General features: G+C 44.1%; 17 protein-coding genes. 6 read left to right on the top strand and 11 right to left on the bottom strand.

What is annotated here, in order from left to right; genetic code table 11:
• Positions 1-14: 14 nt before the first annotated feature.
• From MKZ09_RS33505 to MKZ09_RS33520, 4 genes are all read right to left on the bottom strand, one after another.
• On the bottom strand, positions 15-1,001 hold the full coding sequence (locus MKZ09_RS33505) for a 3-oxoacyl-ACP synthase III family protein (RefSeq protein WP_076202197.1): 987 nt from the start codon (positions 999-1,001) through the stop codon (positions 15-17).
• Between the two features lie 28 nt (positions 1,002-1,029).
• Positions 1,030-1,926, bottom strand: a complete 897-nt coding sequence (locus MKZ09_RS33510) for a polysaccharide deacetylase family protein (RefSeq protein WP_076202200.1) — start codon at positions 1,924-1,926, stop codon at positions 1,030-1,032.
• Positions 1,927-1,945: 19 nt separating this feature from the next.
• Positions 1,946-3,049, bottom strand: coding sequence for a GNAT family N-acetyltransferase (locus MKZ09_RS33515; RefSeq protein WP_076202202.1), 1,104 nt, complete (start codon positions 3,047-3,049; stop codon positions 1,946-1,948).
• Positions 3,050-3,614: 565 nt separating this feature from the next.
• The gene (locus MKZ09_RS33520) at positions 3,615-4,163 is read right to left on the bottom strand and encodes a pyridoxamine 5'-phosphate oxidase family protein (RefSeq protein WP_076105129.1); all 549 of its coding nucleotides are present in this window, start codon (positions 4,161-4,163) and stop codon (positions 3,615-3,617) included.
• Between the two features lie 153 nt (positions 4,164-4,316).
• On the opposite strand from MKZ09_RS33520, the gene pdxR reads away from it, so the two are divergent.
• Positions 4,317-5,747 (top strand): MocR-like pyridoxine biosynthesis transcription factor PdxR, encoded by a 1,431-nt coding sequence (pdxR, locus tag MKZ09_RS33525; protein WP_076132866.1) that lies wholly within the window; start codon positions 4,317-4,319, stop codon positions 5,745-5,747.
• Positions 5,748-5,840: 93 nt separating this feature from the next.
• Positions 5,841-6,701 carry a hypothetical protein gene (locus tag MKZ09_RS33530; protein WP_143767293.1) on the top strand — a complete coding sequence of 287 codons (861 nt, stop codon included), beginning with the start codon at positions 5,841-5,843 and terminating at the stop codon, positions 6,699-6,701.
• 242 nt (positions 6,702-6,943) lie between these two features.
• On the opposite strand, the gene MKZ09_RS33535 is transcribed toward MKZ09_RS33530, so the two are convergent.
• The 7 genes from MKZ09_RS33535 to MKZ09_RS33565 form a co-directional block, all read right to left on the bottom strand.
• Positions 6,944-8,308: an MATE family efflux transporter gene (locus MKZ09_RS33535; RefSeq protein ID WP_076132870.1), complete on the bottom strand. Its 1,365-nt coding sequence runs from the start codon at positions 8,306-8,308 to the stop codon at positions 6,944-6,946.
• 75 nt (positions 8,309-8,383) lie between these two features.
• Positions 8,384-9,043, bottom strand: a complete 660-nt coding sequence (locus MKZ09_RS33540) for a dihydrofolate reductase family protein (RefSeq protein ID WP_036682374.1) — start codon at positions 9,041-9,043, stop codon at positions 8,384-8,386.
• A gap of 20 nt (positions 9,044-9,063) precedes the next feature.
• Positions 9,064-10,200 (bottom strand): sugar ABC transporter substrate-binding protein, encoded by a 1,137-nt coding sequence (locus MKZ09_RS33545; protein ID WP_341041787.1) that lies wholly within the window; start codon positions 10,198-10,200, stop codon positions 9,064-9,066.
• 15 nt (positions 10,201-10,215) lie between these two features.
• Positions 10,216-12,156 (bottom strand): alpha-amylase, encoded by a 1,941-nt coding sequence (locus MKZ09_RS33550; RefSeq protein ID WP_081394184.1) that lies wholly within the window; start codon positions 12,154-12,156, stop codon positions 10,216-10,218.
• A gap of 36 nt (positions 12,157-12,192) precedes the next feature.
• Positions 12,193-13,239, bottom strand: coding sequence for a zinc-dependent alcohol dehydrogenase (locus MKZ09_RS33555; RefSeq protein WP_232061488.1), 1,047 nt, complete (start codon positions 13,237-13,239; stop codon positions 12,193-12,195).
• A 264-nt stretch (positions 13,240-13,503) separates the two neighbouring features.
• Entirely contained in the window at positions 13,504-14,886 is a 1,383-nt protein-coding gene (locus MKZ09_RS33560; protein ID WP_076132875.1) for an SMI1/KNR4 family protein, read from the bottom strand.
• A 121-nt stretch (positions 14,887-15,007) separates the two neighbouring features.
• Positions 15,008-15,751 (bottom strand): glycoside hydrolase family 16 protein, encoded by a 744-nt coding sequence (locus MKZ09_RS33565; protein ID WP_076202208.1) that lies wholly within the window; start codon positions 15,749-15,751, stop codon positions 15,008-15,010.
• A 148-nt stretch (positions 15,752-15,899) separates the two neighbouring features.
• Here MKZ09_RS33565 and MKZ09_RS33570 point away from each other — a divergent pair, with 148 nt between their 5' ends.
• The 4 genes from MKZ09_RS33570 (at position 15,900) to MKZ09_RS33585 (ending at position 21,436) form a co-directional block, all read left to right on the top strand.
• Positions 15,900-16,820 (top strand): ABC transporter permease, encoded by a 921-nt coding sequence (locus MKZ09_RS33570; protein WP_076124267.1) that lies wholly within the window; start codon positions 15,900-15,902, stop codon positions 16,818-16,820.
• Between the two features lie 18 nt (positions 16,821-16,838).
• Positions 16,839-17,723, top strand: coding sequence for a carbohydrate ABC transporter permease (locus tag MKZ09_RS33575; RefSeq protein WP_038573901.1), 885 nt, complete (start codon positions 16,839-16,841; stop codon positions 17,721-17,723).
• A gap of 8 nt (positions 17,724-17,731) precedes the next feature.
• A complete protein-coding gene (locus tag MKZ09_RS33580) occupies positions 17,732-19,450 on the top strand; it encodes an extracellular solute-binding protein (RefSeq protein ID WP_143766618.1) in 1,719 nt (572 codons plus the stop codon).
• A 147-nt stretch (positions 19,451-19,597) separates the two neighbouring features.
• Positions 19,598-21,436 (top strand): sensor histidine kinase, encoded by a 1,839-nt coding sequence (locus tag MKZ09_RS33585; protein ID WP_076202210.1) that lies wholly within the window; start codon positions 19,598-19,600, stop codon positions 21,434-21,436.
• Positions 21,437-21,439 lie beyond the last annotated feature (3 nt).

Consider the following 21,439-nt stretch of genomic DNA (forward strand, 5'->3'; position numbering starts at 1 on the left):
CCTCCTAAAATGTATTATTCATGCCACACGATGGAAGTAGCTGCCCAAGAATAACCGACTCCAAAACCCACCATCATAACTCTATCGCCCTTTTTTATCTTTCCATTTAACAATTCCCTTTTAAGTGCAATAGGAATGGATGATGATACTGTATTACCACAATCATTAACTTGTATGGAAAACTTGTGGCTTTCTATCTTTAACTTCTTTCGTAAATACTCTAGCATAAACTGATTTGCTTGATGAAAAACAAAGAAATCATAGTCCTCTATAGAAAAACCTTCTTTTTCCATTAATTCATTAATGGACTTGGGTACCTCTCTCAAAGAAAAGTTGAAAATCTCCGGACCATTCATATATAAATTGCTATTTGATCTGACGTTCCCGAATGAATCAGTTTCCTCTTGTAAATTAAATTCTGAAATTGGATTTCTGAGACCGCCTGCTGGAACTATTAAATTATTCATACCAGTTCCATCGGTACCAAATACAAAAGATTGTAAACCATAAATGCTACTGCTCTCAGACAGTAGAGTTGCAGTTGCTCCATCACCGAAGAGTGGCTTTACACTCCGATCTTGATTGTTAATAAATTTACTATAAGTATCTGCCGTAATAAATAACACATTTTTCGCTTGTCCTGTTTGGATTAGTGCTTTTGCCAAAGATAATCCATAAACATATCCAGAGCATCCTAAATTAACATCAAGTGCACCAATAGATGTAGAAAGTCCCAATTTATCCTGAAGAATACACGCAGTTGTTGGTAAATAATACTCAGGTGACTGTGTACAATATATTAGATAATCTACGTCTGTCCGACTTATATTATTCTTTTCGAATAATATATTTGCCGCTGCTATTCCCAAGTCTGATGCAAATTCATCTTTTTTTGCAATATGCCTTTGATTAATGCCAATTTTAGCCGTGAGCTTATCCCCACTATTATTCAATTCAGTTTGTTCTGGTAGATAGTACTCAATCCCTTTAATCACAACCATACTGGCACCTCCATTTGGATATGATTATTCAATCCCCTATCGGTTTAAATGGTGGAACATTTATACAATCATATCTATTCAACCAAAAATTTGATAACCCCTTATTCTTACCTGGTGTCGTAGCAAAAGCACCTTTATAGCCATTTTCTTTCAATATTGGTTCTAAAGCTCGAAACATTTCTTTATAATTGTTGCCCCCCCCAAAAGCAGGAGTATACCAATTAGGAGTAATATTCATTTCACTTTTCAGGAATTGAGCGCAGGGTTCAATCTCCAATTTATAAAATTCTTCTCCATCGCCAAAAAACGAATTATGGTTACAACTATGAACACCTATCGTCATTCCCTGGTTCTTCATTTCCATAAATTCTTCTTTGTTCACATAATATTGATCAATAAGATTTTCACTCGAACCAAATATTTTCAAAGCCTTATCCGTCAGATAATTCTTAGATTGACTTTCAGTTAAAAAGAAATTAAGTGCATACTTATTATATCTTCTGTAAATATTTTGTTCATAATTATATATTCCTGATAATTTCGGTACTTCTTTTAAATCATATAACTTGTTTAAATCTTCCCAGACTTCTTCATCTGAATGATTGGAAAGCAGGATATGTACTAAATGAAAAACAGGAATTACTCCTTCCTTCAATGGACCAGACATTACTGTGAAATATCCGGGAACTCCTTTGCTCTTCATTATCTGAAATGCATTTGTATATTGATCTTTGGTTCCATCATCAAAGCTTAATACACACCTAGGCTTTAATCCAACGGGTTTTTGTAGATCTTCCGGACTAACAATTTCATAAGATTTATGTAAAATGTCTATCTGTTCTGCGAATTTTCTAGGTTCTAACGGATTAATCCCTTTCCAATCTTTTGCCCTCACATAGTGATACATTATGGATATATCTTCCATTTTTTTCTCCTTGTTTAGATTAATTGGGTCTATCTTGGTCGGAATCGCCTTTAGTGATATAGAAACAAGATTCCTTAGCATAATTAAGTTGGTTTACAATCGTAGACTGTACCGAGAATGCTGCAATCATATTTGTAATTTTTAAATCTAATGGTTGGAATCTTGTAGGTACTACGAGAGAGTCATTTGCACTATCTAAAATTCGTTTAAAACCAATAGATTCCAGACCCCACGTACTGACGGTTGAAAAACAATAGAATTCAAAAAACAATACGTCACGATCCAATTCACAGATTGCATTGGCAAGTAGAACGGAACTGTCCTGATCCTCTGCAATGAATTCTACGACTCGTCCAATTCGTTCAGTTTGGTTAAATATCGATTCAATACGAACGATAGCTAGGCCTTTATAATTATCATCCTTATCAACGCATGTTAAAATTTGATAATTAAATTGAGGATGGTCTAAGTACCTCCATTTAATAAATTTAAAATCCCTTGAAAAGCCAATGGTTTTTTTCGAAAAAAACCGACTATAAAATTCATCCCAGCGTTCTTCATTAATTTGACCAGAAATTCGATAATTAGTACTTGTGGATAAGGGCTTAAGCTCATTCCAATATCTTAATGGAAATTCATTTCCGTTTAACATTTTGTCAATCGTCTTCTGCTTATTGACGATTCCTATCCACCTAGGTACATTATCAAGGACATCCCACTTCATTTTCTTATATAATTTGGCCACAGTGCTGTTAATACCTAGAGATAGGATCATTTCGGGATTATGATCTTTGACCTTTTGAAATAGCGCAAAACCGGCCCCTGTATTTCTGTAATCGGGATGTACGATCCAATTCGTCAAGGAGCATCCAACACCCATATTCCCTTTATTATTCACTTCAAATGGCATAACACCTAACAAACCCACGATTTTATTATCGTACCATGCTCCTAAAAAACTATATTCTTCTGAATTAACCCAATATTGCTTTGCTGGATTGTCATAAAACATATAGTTGAGCAGCTTTTCATCTCTGCTTAATATGTGGTTGTTTGCCCATACCGAATGTATAGCCTGCATCAATTCTTTTTTTTCAGAAACTCTAAAATAGCGGACCTCCATAACTTCACGCCTTTCTATATAGGTATAGTTTCTTATCGGAATTTTCGACAAAAATCTGAATGGACATATTAAATTATGATCTGCGATATTTTATAATTAGTTCTAGGGCACAAAAAAATTAACCTTCTTTGTATTACGGTTCTACATATCATTTTGAGGCCAATTTTATGAACGCTCTATTTAAGAGAAATATACAATATCTACTGTATACTCTTCAGCTATAACAATTGATTCAAATATTGTTAACTTTATAGGTCAGTTAAGGAACTATTGCATAGGATACTTATCCGACCTAAATAAGCAAAATCACTTCATTAGATCATTTAAATATTGTGCTGATCAGCAGCTACATTTGGGCTGCGTAAAAGATGTGCAGGTTCTCACAAAAATTGTTGATCGTATTAATGGTTTACAGCCAGATATTGTGTTGATGACAGGTGAGATTCATCGCCTATTTGGGCAAGAAAACCCAAGATGAGCTTTAATGGGCGAATAAGTTAAGCAAGACTGCATACGTTACCAAAGGCGGAATTGGAGTAACTCCGCTTGTAACAGTATTTATTGATTAAACATCTCGTCCAGTACCCATGCCCCTTTTATACATTTTTTCTGCTTCAATTGGACTTTCTTTTGCCGTGATATGATGCGGAATTACCCGATAAACTTGAACCGGACCGCCAAATACAGCCGATCTATATTTTTCCACATGCTGCTTGGACAAGGGGCGATTATAATAACCCGGTACGTATTTATTGATCAATTCCTGAAGTACATGTGTGGCTTCATCCAAATCTGAAATCGGTTCTGCTTGTCCAAATATCATTACGCTCATATAAGCTGTATCCGTTTTGGCTGGTACCGGATCTGTAATAGTTCCGTATTCCTCACATACCGTAAAACATACCTCCGGATTATCACGCATGACCTGATTACGTCTTCCATCTCCAGCCCCGTGAATATACAGTTTCCCTTCAGTCCATACATAATTAAGTGGCACAACATAAGGGAGGTTCCCATCAACCAACCCCAGATAACCTAATCTCGTTTGGTGAAGGAACCTTTCAATCTTCTCTTGATCTAGGCATTCCCTGGTCTTGTAACGAACCGAATTCATATCGAATCTCTCCTTTTATTTAAATTGCGGATACCAGCGTTGTTACGGTAGTATATCAATGAATGGATTGCATTAAAATATCCATAATTCGCTGTTTAGAGCAATCCATAAATCGCTTTTTATGATTGGCGTTTCTATTTGGAGGTATGTACGATGATGAAAGTAATTCGTAATGATAAGAGACCCATCTGGCAGCAATTGCTTGATCAAGCGATCCATAATATTACTAGCGGAGTCTGGGCACCAGGAGAACTACTGATTCCTACCCGCGAACTTGCGCACATCGTAGGTGTCTCCCGCTCAACTATACAGATCGTCTATGAGGAATTGTTAAGCCGGGGTTATACAGTTACCTCCCGCCGGGGAGGGACGCGAGTTAGTACATGGAAGCAAGTCACTATATCAACGAAGGAGATAGAAACAGAGGGCCCCATACCTCCTTCACTGTCCTTGCTAGACTCAGCTGTTGATCAATTACATGACTGGTTCAGGGGTAAAGAACCGCTAGAAGTGGATATTGATTTCAGTCCCCATGAACCCTATTTGGATGAACAATTTCAAAAAAACTGGCGGCAATCGCTGCTTCAGGCATCCGCTGAAATGGATTTATCAAGCTGGGCTTACGGTAACTGCTACGGGTACACACCATTACGTGAGCAAATACAGCGTTATTTATCACTTGAACGGGGCATACATGTCCAAACCAATCAGATTCTGTTGACCTCAGGAGCTCAGCATAGTATTGACTTAATCGCACAGTCACTTTTAGCTGATGGGGACACTGTCTCAGTAGAGGATCCAGGTTTCCCAGCTGCTTGGATGGCAATGAAATACCGACGTATGAATGTGGTACCCGTTCCTGTTGATGAGTATGGTCTAGTGGTTGAGCATATTCACCCGCAATCCAAACTGGTCTTTGCCACCCCTTCCCACCAGTGCGCAGTAGGGGTCGTTATGTCGGAGCCCCGCCGGCAACAATTGCTGCATAAGGCCGTTCAAGAACGATTTTGGATCATTGAAGACGATTATGATAGTGAATTTCGATATCGCGGGGAGCCGCTGCCAACGCTGTTTAGTCAGGCATCTAATAATACTTTGTACCTCATGAGTTTCTCTAAAATGATTGCACCAGGCATTCGTATTTCGGCTATTGTTGGATCAGTCGAGGCAATTGCTCAGCTAGCGAAGGTGCAGGAACTGACTTACCGTCATCTTCCGATTATGGATCAGCTAACACTAACCCACTTCATTAAAAATGGTCATTTTATGCGCCATATGCGAAGAGTCAGAAATGTGTACCGGCGAAGACACGAGGTCATGGCAAAAGCTATTATGGCTAGCGGATTAGGGGAGCGCTTCACGCTCAGTGGAGTAGAAACTGGATTACATATGTTATTAGAAGCTGAGGAAACATTCGACGAAGAAACTGTGACAAAGTTAGCCCTACAACATGGAATACGTGTGTACCCTCTTGGGCCCTATTGTTTGGATAGCAAAAGAAAAGGATGGGTATTAGGGTTTGCAAAAGTAGATGAGGCAGCGATTGAGCAAGGCATTCATCGTCTTGCGGAGTTGATCCTATAAAATCACCTCCGCAGCACTCACAAAATTTGTTGAACAGTCCATAGACTATTTTAGATTTATAAAACCATTGAAACTTCAAACAAAAGTTAATATGTGGTAAATTTAAACTACGATAGAACCTGGAGATGGGGACTTCATGGCTTCAGCAAATATTTTTCAGGAGGGCTTCCCATTAAGAAAATGCTGTTGTTAACCATAGCTTTATTTTTATTATTTCTGACTTTTCCCTTGCCTGCATGGGCTCAGGCCGTAGCTGAAGATGTTATTTCTTTTGCGAATAAAGAAGGATTAACATTGATTAGAGAAGGGCTTTCTAAAGACCCTAAAGGATACGGTTACAGCAATGAAGCAGAGATTAGTAAAATTACCGTAGGCGAAGGAATGCAAATTCATTTTATTGATGGCGCTAAGCTTAGGCAGGCTTCCAATAGTCTGATTGAAACGGTCACACCCCAAGAGATCTGGGAGTTTCTTATTTTATCGGGCGGGATACCCAAATCTAAAATGATCATTCAAAAGGATTCAAACGGGTCTTATCAAGTTACTGAGTTTGGAGGGAATCCTGATACTTTGGCCTATACTATTCAATCTCTACAAGCTGAGGTTGAAGGGAGTGAGCCTACACTAATCCGTGAGCGCGACGAATATATAGCTGCCTTCAAGAAAGACAATCAGGAACTTATCATTGTTCCACAACAAGCCTCATCGGCAGAAGCCAAAGGACTAACCACTAATTTAGAGCCTCAAACCCCAGAACATTTAATAGACGTGTTGCAGACGATGCAGAACGACTCTTCCGATGACGAGCAGGACGGGTCGGAAACCCTTACTTCCGCGTATTATGCGGACGATAGTAATCACCTAACAAGGTCTATTACCATTAGCGCCATTATTGCTCTAGTAGCGCTATTTGTGATCCGGTCCTATCTCAGAAGACGTAAGCAACGTAAGTAAAATAGAAATAGACGGCTCTCCTTAAAATACCCTCCAATTTTGCCCACCAAGATTTCTCGCCCTACTTATGATATGGCTCACCGCGCTGTCCGTAATCGCAAGGTTTAGAACATCATCTTTTATGGGTTAGTCCTTTTCCATCTTTTTCTTTATGAAAATCATATCGGTAGTTAAAAAAACTCCCGATGCATCCCCTTATCGGGAATACACGGGAGCCTTGAGCGATTCAATCAGGTCCTACATTACATAGCTTTTTCAGCCAGATCGCTAACTAAATTTCTCATCCACTTACGGGAGTAAATCCGGGCGTAGCCGAAGCCAAAGCGGACAACCTCCTCCAGCGAGATGACGAGATACACAAGGTAGACAGGTTGCTTCCAAATGTATGACAGCAACAGCCCGGATGGGACACCTATCAGCCAAGTTGCGGTAGACTCCATGCCGAATACGAACTTGCTGTCTCCTCCGCTGTTTAGAATACCGCCGGCTATAATCATATTGGATACTTTGACCCAAAGAAATCCAGCAAACACGATAACGATATACATGCTCATTTGTTTAGCATCCTCGGAGATATTGAAAGCAGAGACATACAGCTTCGAGCCTGCCGCAATGATAACCCCGACGATCAGAGAGATAATGATGCCTAGACGAATGAACCGTTTCGCATGATCGAGTGCGATATCAGATTCATTCGCACCCAAACGGTTGCCAACCATTACCCCTGCTGCACTAGCCAGCCCCGATAATAAACCAATGCAAAGACCCTGAAGTGGGAAAGTAATGGTCATCGCAGTCATTTCCATCGTCCCCATACGGCTATAAATGACCGCATATGCTGTTTCACCCAATACCCAGATCAATTCAGTCAACAGCAGCGGATAGGTCGTTCCAAAAAACTTGCGGATGAGCGGTTTAGGAACGATGAATAAGTTCTTTAACCCGACAGCTCCCGGTAAACGATAGCGGTACACGGCACCAATGATCAACAAGCATTCGAAGACTCTAGAAATAAGAGTAGCAATGGCAGCGCCCTTCAGGCCAAGCGCAGGAGCACCGAAATGACCGTAAATAAGTACGTAATTCAGTATAATATTCAAGCCAACTGCAATTAGACTTACATACATCGGCCACTTGGCATGGCCAGTACTGCGTAAAATCGCGGAATACATCATCGTGAGCATGACAGGCACAAAACCGATCGACATTATCTGGAGAAAGATATACCCCTCATCTATTACATTCACGTCTGTAGTGAATAGGCTCAAAAAGAGCGGCGAATCGATAAAGACAGCCGCAGAGAACAGGAACGAGAACGCAAAACCGGTGATCAGTCCGAGACCCAGTACTTGAGAGACACTTTTGGAATCTTTATTTCCCCAAAACTGGGCTGCATATATGGATACACCCGTCGATAAACCGGCCAAGACAACCGCGATGATCCCGTATATTTTGGTCGACATCCCCACCGAGGCAATTGCCACATCTCCCAACTGCCCGACCATCAATTGATCCGTCAAATTAAGCAACGCCATCAGCAAGCTTTGAAGCGTTACGGGCACAGCGATTTTATACACACTTTTGTAGAAATCTTCTTTCTCTGACATGTATCGTTCACAACCCCCATATTCTCGATTTTTCCCGAACTCATTCCCATTCGCAGTCTATGACTTAGTGTGAGGTTAGATCACCTTTTTGTAGCGCATGAGCGTGTAGTTATCTTTTGGTTGAATTTCTACAACCTTGAACTTTTTCGCAAAGTTCAATTGCTGGTACCCGTCTCCATCCACTAAAGTAATGTTTGTGGAGCCGCCTATGATGATTGGAAGCTGCATTAGAATAATCTCATCGACGATATCCTGATTGAAAATATGCCAGTTTAAGAATCCGCCGCCTTCGACCATCAGACTGGTAATCCCATAGTTCTCCTCCAACTGACGTTCAAGCTCCACAAAATCTACTTTATCCTCGCCGCAGATAAGGCACTCCTTCCCTCTTTGCCGGATCTGTTTGATTTTTTCTTCATCCCGTCCTTTCTCGGTCGTGACAATAATTGTCTTCCCTTGGTCTGAGAGTACATTGCAATCTAGCGGAATATCCAAAGTAGTTGTCGGAATGATACGAATTGGATTTTTATTCTCCTCATACCGATTAGTAAGGAAGGGATTGTCCGTCAAAATTGTATTTTTGCCGACCATAATTCCCTGCACCTTCCCCCGGAATAGATGAATAAATTCCATATCCTCACTGGAAAATAAAGAAAAAAGCTCTTTACTCGAATTACCAGCGCCCATAGTGAGCTTTCCATCAATAGAAATTTGGCTGAATATCGTTGTTTTCATTTGGCTCTCCCCATCTCTAATTAGCTTTTAAATGCACCCCAAGAGGCTTGAATAGTCTGTTCTATTTTGTTCAATGCTTGTTCAGGATTGCTCAGGGGCAGCTCAATAAGACCCGCATTTAACGCCTCCCATACATGGATCATGAAGGGATAAGTCGGCATCGGCCGTGAATGATCCAAAAGCGATAAAATCATCTTTTTGTTAGGCGAAGCAGAGGCAGCTAAACGGTTTAGCACCTCTTCCTGAGCCGGAATCCGCTGTACACCCAGCGTCCACATAGTTTGGCATTCGTCACTCAGCATAAAGCGTGTGAATGATAAAATATCTTCCCGCTCCTCAGACGTTAATGAATGATTAGGGTAGATCAGGCCGATAGAAGAAGACATGGATAACGATTGCCGTCCTTCGATGCTCGGAAGCTGGCAAACCGCAAGCCTATTGTTCATATGCTTATCTAGATGGTTATAAATCCACTCGCCACAAATAATGGCGCCGATCTTACCGTCAATGAACTGCTCAAGCAGTCCTGTAGAGCCGTCGAGACTAACGAGCACGCCTTGATCCATCTTGTCGCTAATAAACTGAAGCGCATGCTTCATTTCAGAGGTGACGATATTCGGCTTTCCATTCTGTACAGGCCAGCCGCCGAAAGCTGTGAGGAACGGAATAAACCAATAGCCTTGCTGTAAGTCTGCTCCAATCGGTACGATACCTTGGGCGGATAACCTTTCTGCTGCCTCTTCGAACACGTCCCATGTCGTCGGCGCACTAGGGTAAATCGACGGGTTGTAATACACAACCAGATGATTGCCCCGCAATACCGGTATACCATACTGAACACCATTCATTTGCATCGTTGAAAGGGCCCCCTCAGTCAGCGTATCGCCTAATAGCCCGCCCGGCACTTCGGAGTAAAGACCGTTCTCAACATAGGAGGACATGTCGGCAGGAACCATCGCCAGATGCGGACCTTGCTGGGTATCCTTAATTTGGTTCAGGCGCGCAGTCAGCTCCGTAATATTCATGACTTGTGGCGTAATTTGTACCCCAAAGCGCTCTGTATACAGCTTACAAATTCCCTCCAGCACCTCAATCGAGGTATCTCCCGGACCATCAAACTCATGCCATACCACGACTTCCTTAGTGTTTTTTTCCATTGCAGCCTCTCTCCCTTACCTAAATTGTCTATGATTGTTTACGAGCACTAAAGCCTGATTAGGCGCAAGCAGCAAGCAGTCCAACGCCTGACCTACGCTGCTACCCGTTAAGGAACTATCCAGTGTTACCGTCATTGGGCATCGGCCAGGTACGGCTACCTTCAAATCAACTTGGCAGAAAGCATCAGCACTCAAGTTAAAGCAGCACAGCAGCGTCTCATCCCCTTGCATATACCCGTACAAAACAATACCTTCCGGGGATTGAGCCACGAAAAAGTTTTCCGGCTTCACTAGGTGGCGCCAATCTTTCTTGAGTTCACTTAGCTCTGCCAACAGCGGCAGCATCGGTGTAGGATTGGTCCAGTTAATTTGCATAACGTTAAAAAAAGCTCGGGAAATCTCCTCACCATTCGTGTTATCTCCAAGACCACAGTTGAGCGGCTGCTCCTCATTCATTTCATAACCCGTCGTCACGTATGGAATTGCATTCGGAAGAAATTGATTAAATACCGCGATCATCCGAGCAACCTCTACACCGCCACGGCTGGTGATCCGAGGAGTATCTGCTGTTTCTGCACAGGCAAATACATGAATATTTAACTCAGGCAGCTCTTCTAAGAATGAAACGAGATTCTCTTTAGTAATTTGTGTCATGACGTTCCATCCACTGCCAAGCATAATGTTATAGCCGGTGTTTGCTGCCTTCTTGTGGTTGCGATTGAACAAATCTTCACTGATTAAGATCGCATTGGGATTCATCTCTTTAACCGTTTCAAAAATACGAGTCAACAACGGAATAGGTAGCACGTGTCCGATATCGATGCGGAAGCCGTCAATCCCATATTTTTCGAGATTAACCCGTACTGCCTCCTCCAGAACATCCCACAGCTCCAGATTCGGCTCCTCTCCCGGGTAGTCATTGCATTTAATCGTATCAAAAAGGACATATGGCGCCTGATCCGGACTTATAAGATGTCTCACTTGCGGAGAGAAATCCTTGTAGAGACGTAAGAACGTAATGTCTGTCCAAATCGGCTGCACATCATTTATCCAATCCGAATGCGCTGGAGCAGTCGTTATCCCCATCTCTTGCTCCACCAAAGTTAATAGCTCATCCCCTGTTTTAGCAGCTTTCTCTTTCAAGTGCTGCCAAAGGATTGGATGAAGTTCATTGGGCGGTGGCGTGAACTTCCGCAGAAATACTGCTGTCTCCTGGCTGCGGTAGACCGTCTCCAATTTGTCCGGCGTACACTCCTCAAAAAATCCAAGCTGGGGAATTGCGGGCGGCGCAAAGCCTTCTAATTCGTCCATTTTGATCCAATACACCCATTCAGGATGCTCGGTAATGAACACACTGTTTTTCGCCGTCACACGGGGAATGAAATCAACAACAGTCTTAATATCAAGTAAATGACAAGCCTCTACCAAAGCGCTGAGCTCATCATGAATCGTAAACTCCTCCATATCATCCAATAGGCTATCATGCAGGTTCTCGTCCAAATGGAATAACGATTGCACCGCGTAAGGGGACCCCATATCCCCCTTCAGATTCAATTTGCTATACTGGTTAACTGGAAGCATGTACAGAATATTGATGCCCATTTTCTTTAGCAGCGGCAGAAGCATAAAGAATCTTAAAAAAGTACCCGATTCAATTTTTCCGTCATGGTTGTAATCCCAAGCGGTCGAATAGCGAATAAGCGAAGAATAGATCGCGCTATCGTCCAGATTTGTACGTTCCTTAAGCAGATATCTCCACGAAAGCCTGTCCACATAATTCAAATGATCTGTCAAAAAATCATACGGGTGTACACAAATTTCACCCTCTTTTTCTAAGAGAACACGCTCATATTGGCACTCATTCCACACTGCGGGTATCCAAATTGGCTCTACGTCTTTGGCCTTGTGTGCAGACAAGTAGTCTTGAATTAATCTGAATTTGCTGTCGTTGCTCATTAACAGTGCCACCTCTCATTGAATGTAGTTTTACGTTTAGGGAACAAAAACCGTCTTAACGGTTTCACTTCCAACCACCTTCAAAGAGTTCAATTCATAGCCGATCAACTCGTCTATCGCTGCTTCATGCTCACTGAGCTTAACTTTTCTAGTCACTAGTTTCTCCATTTCAGGAGTTTCAGCGGCAAACCGCAAAGCTTCCTCGAACATGTAGCGGTATTCACCTGCTGCTATAATTTTTATTGCATGCTGCACGAATTTAGTAGGGGAAAAGGTGTAGCGATACTTCGCATTAATACCAAAAGGAACGATGCGGCCTCCACGTTCAATCCACTTTTCCGCCATTTCGAGTTGAGTGCCCACCGTATCGATAATCACATCAAACTTATGTCCCGCACAGATTTTGTCTACGATAGCTTGATTTAATTGGGCAGGGGTTAAAGCAAAATCTGAGATCTCTCTGGCAAAAGCTAGCCGATAGGGATTAACTTCAGTCGCTACCGTGAGCGCAGATTTCGACTTGCTCACAATTTGGCTTAACAGTCCCATTGGACCCGATCCAAGAATGAGCACCTTGTCGTCTGCTGTGACATTGGCTTCTTTGAAATTGTGCAGTACACAGGCAAGCGGCTCAATCAAAACCCCCGTCTCCCAGCTCATATGATCGGGAAGACGGTGTGCAAACGTTTGTGCAGTGGAGTAAAAAAAAGTGAATGTCCCATTTCGATTCAAACCCGCAATAGGCATCCCATTTCCATCGATGCCCGTACAGAGGTGCGGCTGTTTCTTCAAGCAAAAATAGCATTCATCACAGCTTTGATTCGGATCGATAACTACGCGGTCGCCTACCTTAACACGATCAACGTTGCTGCCGATTTGAATTACAGTCCCTACTGCCTCATGACCACGAATGACCCCTGGAACCCCCTCCTCTTTCCCGGTGATGACTGCTAAATCTGTTCCACATACACCTGTCATCTCAATCCGGATCTTGACTTCATCCGGTGCTGCAATCTGCGGCTCTTCCCATTCGCAGAGCTCCAGCTTATGATTGGATGTCCACACCAATGCTTCCATACTCATTCCCCTTTCTCTTTTTTGTTATCCATATTCGCCCAGAATATATCATAACTACCATGTAAAAGTAAGGTGAATGTTGTCGAAAAATGTTAATAATTACATTTTTATATAAACAATTCACGAGTAAGCGCTTTAATTTTTTTTGCTTATTATGCGGAGTGACTGTCTGAAACGGCAAGTTTAAGGGCCATCCTTTGTGGGATGACCCTTAAATACTATCGTGATCAATCGAGCTCCGCGAGGAAATAAATCCCGAATCAACGTCTCCTATTTTGCAGCTTCCGCTTCCAGCCGTGCAATGACCTCAGAGCGGGCTTGATCTGTGAAGCAAAGCACGCCGTTTTCCTGAACGATCAGTCCTTCCCGTATTCGGCCATCCAGCCAATCGCTGATCCAGCCGGGAGCATATCCGCCTTGGCCGAACTCGCCGCCAAAAGCAATCATTTCTTCATATACATCCAGATACTGTTGACGGCTTGTATTTGGATAAGAACTTGTGTATAGCCAGAACTGCACATCGTACATCAGAGTAGAAAGCTCATCCGCATGAAAGGAGAAGTGTCCCTTCTCTTCAACGATTCGGGTACAGACTTTACGGATCTTCTGCTCAAGCTGATCTACCTCAGACACATGGCTGCACAGCTTCGCAAGCAATGGTGAGAATTGGCCTACGGCTACTTTGCGCAAATCCTCCTCTTTATCTTCTTCAGAGGTGTCGTATTCCTCATCACTCACCAGGCCGCGTATAAACGTCTCGAAGTCTGGGGCCAGAAACGTAATCTCATAATTATCTTCCTGATCCACATGAATTACCTCGGGTTCGCCGCCCCTCCCGCAGTTCCGGTAATCCAGCATCACGACATCATGGCCTGCCGAAGGGCAATCACAAATTACCACGCCAATGTCAGGGTATCCCCACTCCTCAATCATAAACGGACTGCCGAGATCGCCGCAGAGTGAATAGCTTTTCTCACGTCCGATGCCCATAATGCCCGTAATCGCAATATGATCCTCAGCCCATGAGGTCGCATCCTCCGTGGGAAAACAAGTATTATAAGGCACTCCCCCATTGTGCTGCTTCATCAGACTGATATAAGAGGCAGGGAGCTTGTAACCCAGTTCTTCTTCTACAGAAGTAATCAGCTCATCCGTAGGCGGGGCAGAAACATATTCTTTTAGCGCATAATCGCTATCTTTCCAAAATTCGGAGAGGTCCATCCCTTCAAAAGGAGTTGCAGTCGTCCCCGAATCATTATGTTGCTCTCTGATTGCCTGTCTGGCTGCGGCGTGTTGTTCTTTGCGTAGCTTACGCTGGCTGAATTTCAAAAACATGGCCGTATTCTCATCATCCGGATCGAGGTCGTGGGCAATACCCAGCACTTTCACTGCTTCCTCATATCGATTCAAATAATAGTAGGAATATCCCACACGAAAATGCCACAGATAATCATTCTGCCCTTGTTCCGCAATCTTCGCGAAGTGTTCAAGGGCTTCTTCATAACGTTCCAGATTGTTATACGCTCTTGCCAGACTGCTGACCATCTCGTAATCTCTGTCCGCTGGAGGAATCTCCATCAGAGTGTCTACAATCTTCTGGTGTTCATCATCTTCATGCCACTGTGTCAGCTGTGCGATTAGTTCTTTGTCCATGGTCTACCTCCCCAAGCTTATAATCAAGTTGCTAGAATATAGAGAAATATGGTTTTCCCTATTCTACCAGATGGGATGTAGGTATTGAAAATCGATAATATAACCTCACAAAGATTCTTAATTATGGGTACAGCCATATCCCTGAAACCGTCATCACCGCTGGCAGGGCAGCCTCGTCAACCGCTACATTGTCATACCAGCCGCCCACTGCAAGGTTCAGCACCAGATAAAATGACTCGTTAAAGGGCATAACGCCTGGCTCCAAGCAACGCTCGGCAAAGCAATGTCCGTCTACCAGCCATCGTATCGAACTGGCGGTCCATTCCAGTGCATAATCATGGAATTCATTAATGGTTCCGCTTTCAAAATGGTGCGAGAACTCCTCGACGATTTGATGTTCCCAATCCTTTCCGTAGTGCAGTGTTCCGGATATTTGCTGAGGCAAGCGGCCTTTGGCTTCCATGATATCAATCTCGCCGGAAGCTGGCCAAGGTCCATACGCCTGTTCCTGCGGAAGCAACCAGATGGCAGGCCAAACCCCTTGCCCCACCGGCGGCTTTGCTCGCACAACTAACTTCCCATAGCAAAAGGAAAAATGGTCCTTTGTATCCAAACGAGCCGAGGTATATGCAAAATTGCGCCCATCCTTTCCAATGGATTCACTGCGTGCGCATAGGTTTAGGCCAAATTCATCGATGTACAGATTGCTGGAATGATCCGTGTAATACTGCTGTTCTCCGTTGCCCCAACCTGGGTCTATGGGATTACCTTCATTATCTAATAAGTCGTTGCCAAGGCGGATATTCCATAGCTTCAAATCGGCATTTCTATCTAAGAAATTCTGTTCCCATATAGGTTTATTCATCCTTTGCACACTCCCTTCATTTAATCACAGCATACTTAATTTTTGCGGCTGGTCAAACAAATCTAAAAAAATGGGATAGGGTCGATAATCATGGGCTTTTTTTCCTATACGCTTTTTCATACGATGAAATAGAAAGGGGGCACGGAAAATGTTCCAATACAGAACGGAACAAATGAAAGCGCTTTTTAAGCAGTGGCAATTGCAAAGCATGGTTATCCCGGGAATCATCTGGATGTTTATCTTTTGTTATATCCCTATGTTTTGGCTCATTATTGCATTTATGGACTACAGCATCGCCAAACCCTTACTAGAATCACCGTTTGTCGGGCTGAAGCATTTCCAGGATTTTTTGACGGATGAGCGTTTTTGGCGTTCGATTCGCAATACTCTGGGGATGAGCAGCATCAAGCTGGTCCTGGGTTTTCCCATTCCTATCTTGTTTGCCTTGCTGCTGAATGAAATACGGAGTCTTCGATTTAAGCGAACGGTACAAACCATTTCGTACCTGCCGCACTTTATTGCCTGGACGATTTTTGGCGGCATTGCGCTCAATTGGCTGGGCGAGGGCGGTGTGATCAATCAGTTGATGATGGCGATCGGGCTCCAGGAACGCGAAATCCTGTTTAACAGCGACCCTAAGTACTTTTGGTGGATCACCTTTTTCACCGATACGTTAAAAGAAACCGGCTGGAGCGCCATTATCTACATAGCGGCAATATCCGGCATTGATCCGGGGCTGTACGAAGCGGCTGAGCTGGATGGCGCAAACCGGCGGCAGCGGATGTGGCATATCACCATTCAGAGCATACGCCCCACCATCGCTATTTTGTTCATCCTCGCTGTCAGCGGGATACTCGGCAGTAACTTTGAGCAGATCTTTATGTTGAAGAACAATATGAACATGAGGATGGCGGAAAGCCTAGACTTGTATATCTACAATATGGGGTTGGTCTCCGGGCGCCATTCCTTCTCAACAGCTGTCCTGTTCGCCCGCTCTATTGTGGCGCTAGGTTTGTTGTTTTTGGCCAATCACACATCCAAAAAACTAACCGGCGACAGCATTTTTTAGAAGGGAGAGGACAGAGGTATGGAAAGACGCAAAAGATTTCGGCAAATTGGAGTATTTGAGGTCTGCAACACCCTGCTGATGCTGGCGGTTTGCTTTTTAACACTGTACCCGATGTGGTTTGTATTCATTAACTCGCTTAATGCGCCGCAGCAGGCATCCCTGGGCACCGTCAACTGGTTTCCCAAAGAATTATCGCTGGCCAGCTATAGCGTTGTGTTCAATGATAAGACAATGATGAACGGTTTTTACATTACCACTCTGCGCACAGTGATCGGGACAGCAACGCATGTGTTGTTTACCGCCATTATTGCTTACGGAATGAGCAAGTCTAATCTGATCGGACGCAAGCTGTATCTTAAAATCGCATTGGTTACGATGTTGTTCTCAGGCGGGCTGATCCCTACATTTATTCTGATGACGAAGCTGGGCTTATATGATAATTTTTGGATATTCATCATTCCCTCTATGTACACTTTTTTTAATATGGTCATTTTCATGAGCTTCTTCCGCACCATACCCGATAGCCTGGAGGAGTCTGCGAAGGTAGACGGTGCTTCAGACTATGGCGTCCTGTTCAGAATCGTATTGCCCAATAGCATGGCTGTCATTGCGACTATATCGCTTTTTTCAGCCGTTTATCATTGGAATGATTATTACCAGGGGGTCATCTACATCCGTTCGCAGGAATTACTGCCACTGCAGACCATGCTGTACAAAATCATTGCGGAGAACTCTATGTCCTTCATGCAGCAGCAAGCTATGGCGCAATTCGGCGCAAGACTTCCCGGCAACTCTATTAAATTTGCATCCATGATGGTGGCCACACTGCCTATTCTGATAGTCTATCCTTTCATTCAACGCTATCTGGTCAAAGGCGTGATGATTGGCGCCATCAAGGGATAAGAGTGTGAGTGTCTAGAAACTGGTATACAAAAATTCAGAAGCAGCAAAGAAAGGATGATTATGTCATGAAACGCAATCTCATTAAGCCGGGGTTGACCCTCGTTCTGGCCGCAAGCCTGATGCTAGGCATAGCCGCGTGTTCCAATTCAGCGAATAGTGAAAATAAGCCGACATCACAGCCTACAGATAGTACACAGCCGCCGAGTGAAGCAAAGCTCAATCCCGATGATCCGGCATGGAAGCTGGATACCAGCCCTGTTGATTTGACCTGGTTCGTAGGTGCTAACTGGTATGCCCACACTTGGGGAGACAGCTTGACCTCCAAGTACGTAACGGAAAAAACAGGCGTAAACATCAAGCTTGAAGTACCTTCCGGTGAAGCCAATGAACATATTACCCTGATGATGACCTCGGGCAAGCTGCCAGACTTGATATCAATGGGTTCGTGGGAAACCGCTGTCAAAAAGCTGTGGGAAGGCGATCATGTCTACGCCTTAAATGAATTAGCTGACAAGTATGATCCTTACTTCTTCAAGGTGGCCGGGGACGGTACACTGAAGTGGTATCGTCAAGAAAATGGCAATACCTATGGCGTTCCGAATGATTCATATAGCCCCAACCTGATGCATGAAACTGGCATGACGGCCGCCAACCAGACTTTCCTGGTGCGGAAAGATCTGTATGAGGAGATGGGCAGCCCGGACCTTAGCACTCCAGAGGGCTTTCTGAACGCACTGCAACTGGTAAAGGATAAGTACTCCCAATATAAAGGCCAGCCCATCAGTCCCTTTTTTGCACAAGGGAACGTCCCTTACGGGATGACCGAATATCTGCAGAACCTACTGGCCGTTCCGCATGAGAAAGACGGAAAAGTATACGACCGCATTACCGATCCCGATTATATTGCCTGGCTAAAAACCTTCCGTACGGCTTACGAGCGCGGGTTGATTAATGTGGATTTCCTGGTGGATTCCGATACTCAGGTAGAGGAAAAAACAAACAACGCCCGCTATTTCATGATGGTCCGCGAGTGGACCGGTATGTCGGCTGTCAATCCTATGCTGGCTGCTAGCGGCAACCCGGATTCTTACTACATCGCAGTCGATGGGCCAAAGAACAGCAAGGGCGATAACCCTAAGTTATTCCCTGGCAACATGGACGGCTGGATGGTGACGATGATTAGCAAATCAACCGAAAACCCTGAACGAGCCATCCGCTTTTTGACCTATCTGGCCAGCGAAGAAGGCCAGCGAGATTTATTCCTTGGCAAGGAAGGCGAAACATGGGAGATGGTAGATGGCAAGCCGCAACTGAAGCCTGAAATGGTAAAATTACTCGACACTGATATTGAGAAGCTGGAGAAAGAATACGGCATCATGGATACCTATTGGATGATGCGAAACCCTGTAATCGTCAACCAGTGGAGACCGGAGAAATCTCCTGTCATTAAGCAAATGGAAGACTTCGCCAATAAGCAGGCCGATATTGATAGCGGTATCTATAAGGGCTTAGACCCACAGGGCGATTCTGATGTGTCGGTAGCCTGGTCCCGTATTTCGCAAAATTGGGAGGAAGTACTCCCTGAGCTAATTACAGCCAAAAATGAGGCTGAATTTGATAAAATCTTCGACAATTTCCTTGACCGCCGCGAGAATTACAACTTTGGCAAGGTGATGGAATACCGCCAGGCTGAACTGGATGTGCGAAAATCCAAAATGGCAGAGTAATAATGCCCGTATTAAGATTGCTGCCGGCCACCGAAAGGGTGGCCGGTATTCCCTTTTTCGCTTCTTTAACCATTTAACAAAACAGCCTAGTTACCTACCGGGCAGTTTGTAATATATGGTATATTACAAGGGTAGGAGGCTACTTAAATGAAGTATCTGCTGACTAAAATGAGGAAGCTGTACCGTAATTCCCGAATCTCCCAAAAGTTGTTTCTGGCTTTTAGCATGATGATTGCCATCCCTGCGATTGTGGTATCCTTTTTATTTATCCGCACACAGGAAAGTCAGCTATACAAGGACGCTATGGCTACCGGCAGCAGCCATGTCTCAAGAATTAACGAACAGCTGCGCAGCAAAATGGGCATTATTGAGAACGCTTCCTCTACTGCGCTGAATCAAAAGGCATTTGTAGATTTTATTCACTCCAATATGCGCGGGGATGGCCTGCGTCTCGTAAAATTTAGACAAAATCAATTTGAGCAAATGCATAATATCATTCAAAGCTACGAGATGATCAGCGAGCTCAGTTTCTATGTCGATAATCCAAACCTATTTGAGATTTGGCCTGAAATCTACCATTATGACAAGTTCTGGCCGAAGGACTACTGGGTGACACTTCGGGAGGAAGGCGGTGCGGCATACCGCTTATTTGCTTTTAAAGATGGGGAGCATACGCTATCCTATTACCGGCTGGTACGCCTTCAGGGGCAACAGCAGAAACTCCCTACCATTATGGAAATCCGCGCCCAGCATAGCGTCTTTTTCAGTGACCTGCTTGAGGATAGCGGGGGGGATTTCTTTTCTGTAGTGATGGATGGAGCCGACTCTTCCCGATCTGTATACAATCCTGAGCATATCTTTTCACAAAATGCCGGTGAGGAATTGGATAACATTCTAGGTAGCATTCACCAGCGGCTGGATGTGCTGCAGCAGAGTAGCCCCATTAAGGTCAAGGTAGGCGACCATACTTACTACGCGTTGTATCGCTACATCGCCCCACTGAACGCCTATGTAGTGGATATTGCCTCTCATCAAGCGCTGATGAAAGGCCCACGAAGCTGGTATTTGCTCGTAGTAGCGATCACATTGTGTGTATTGCTGCTAATGTTACTGCTCGTTTCACATACCACTCGGCGCATTTTCCGCCGGCTCGACAGGGTGCTGGCTTCTATGCGCAAGGTGCGGCAAGGCCAACTGGATGCGAAAATTGATACCGGCCTGGATAAAAACGAAACCGGTGACGAAATCGACGAGGTGGCCGTCAGCTACAATAATATGTTGGACGAAATCAAACATTTGATGACCCAAGTGGTAGATAAGCAGCTGATTGCCAAAAATGCACAGCTGCACTCGCTGCATTCGCAGATCAATTCACACTTTTTATATAACGCGCTGGAATCCATCCGTATGCTCGCGGAGGTTCAGCGACAGCCCGCTATCGCCGAAGCGTTGGTGTCTTTAGGCTCACAACTGCGATACAGCATGCAATGGCGCAGCGATACGGTTGCGCTTAGCGAAGAACTTGCCAACATACACAGCTATGTCCGATTCATAAACTTTATGGAGGGTAGCAGCATTGAGTTGACGGCGGATCTCCCGCAGGAGGTACTGCGTTATACAATTCCTAAAATGTGCATGCAGCCCATCGTCGAAAATGCCGTTCATCATGCAGCGCCCTCGGGCGGCAGCGTACGTATCCATATTACCGTATCGGTAGAAAATGAAAGCCTTCTGCTAATTGAGATACGAGATGATGGCGCAGGTGTTGACCCGGAAATGCTGTCCAGTCTGCAGGCTGTGCTGCGGGGCGACTCAGATTCACCGATTGTTACCAGCAAAAACGGACTGGGCTTGGAGAACGTGCATAAGCGCATACAGCTTCATTATGGTAAGAACTGCGGTCTTTGGATTGACAGTGTGCAGGGTGCCTATACTTGTGTAACCATACGTTTGCCTTGGGAAAATGTGAATCTTGGAGGATGGTAGGGC

It is taken from the genome of Paenibacillus sp. FSL R5-0908, assembly GCF_038006245.1.
Taxonomy (GTDB): Bacteria; Bacillota; Bacilli; order Paenibacillales; family Paenibacillaceae; genus Paenibacillus_AQ; species Paenibacillus_AQ odorifer.

Excerpts from the sequence above, each read along its gene's own strand:
- MKZ09_RS33540 (WP_036682374.1), bottom strand. The coding sequence starts at position 9,043 with ATGAAAACAACGATATTCAGCCAAATTTCTATTGATGGAAAGCTCACT.
- MKZ09_RS33515 (WP_076202202.1), bottom strand. The coding sequence starts at position 3,049 with ATGGAGGTCCGCTATTTTAGAGTTTCTGAAAAAAAAGAATTGATGCAG.
- MKZ09_RS33565 (WP_076202208.1), bottom strand. The coding sequence starts at position 15,751 with ATGAATAAACCTATATGGGAACAGAATTTCTTAGATAGAAATGCCGAT.
- pdxR (WP_076132866.1), top strand. The coding sequence starts at position 4,317 with ATGATGAAAGTAATTCGTAATGATAAGAGACCCATCTGGCAGCAATTG.
- MKZ09_RS33505 (WP_076202197.1), bottom strand. The coding sequence starts at position 1,001 with ATGGTTGTGATTAAAGGGATTGAGTACTATCTACCAGAACAAACTGAA.
- MKZ09_RS33555 (WP_232061488.1), bottom strand. The coding sequence starts at position 13,239 with ATGAGTATGGAAGCATTGGTGTGGACATCCAATCATAAGCTGGAGCTC.
- MKZ09_RS33570 (WP_076124267.1), top strand. The coding sequence starts at position 15,900 with ATGTTCCAATACAGAACGGAACAAATGAAAGCGCTTTTTAAGCAGTGG.
- MKZ09_RS33520 (WP_076105129.1), bottom strand. The coding sequence starts at position 4,163 with ATGAATTCGGTTCGTTACAAGACCAGGGAATGCCTAGATCAAGAGAAG.
- MKZ09_RS33585 (WP_076202210.1), top strand. The coding sequence starts at position 19,598 with ATGAAGTATCTGCTGACTAAAATGAGGAAGCTGTACCGTAATTCCCGA.
- MKZ09_RS33510 (WP_076202200.1), bottom strand. The coding sequence starts at position 1,926 with ATGGAAGATATATCCATAATGTATCACTATGTGAGGGCAAAAGATTGG.
- MKZ09_RS33575 (WP_038573901.1), top strand. The coding sequence starts at position 16,839 with ATGGAAAGACGCAAAAGATTTCGGCAAATTGGAGTATTTGAGGTCTGC.
- MKZ09_RS33560 (WP_076132875.1), bottom strand. The coding sequence starts at position 14,886 with ATGGACAAAGAACTAATCGCACAGCTGACACAGTGGCATGAAGATGAT.
- MKZ09_RS33550 (WP_081394184.1), bottom strand. The coding sequence starts at position 12,156 with ATGAGCAACGACAGCAAATTCAGATTAATTCAAGACTACTTGTCTGCA.
- MKZ09_RS33535 (WP_076132870.1), bottom strand. The coding sequence starts at position 8,308 with ATGTCAGAGAAAGAAGATTTCTACAAAAGTGTGTATAAAATCGCTGTG.
- MKZ09_RS33545 (WP_341041787.1), bottom strand. The coding sequence starts at position 10,200 with ATGGAAAAAAACACTAAGGAAGTCGTGGTATGGCATGAGTTTGATGGT.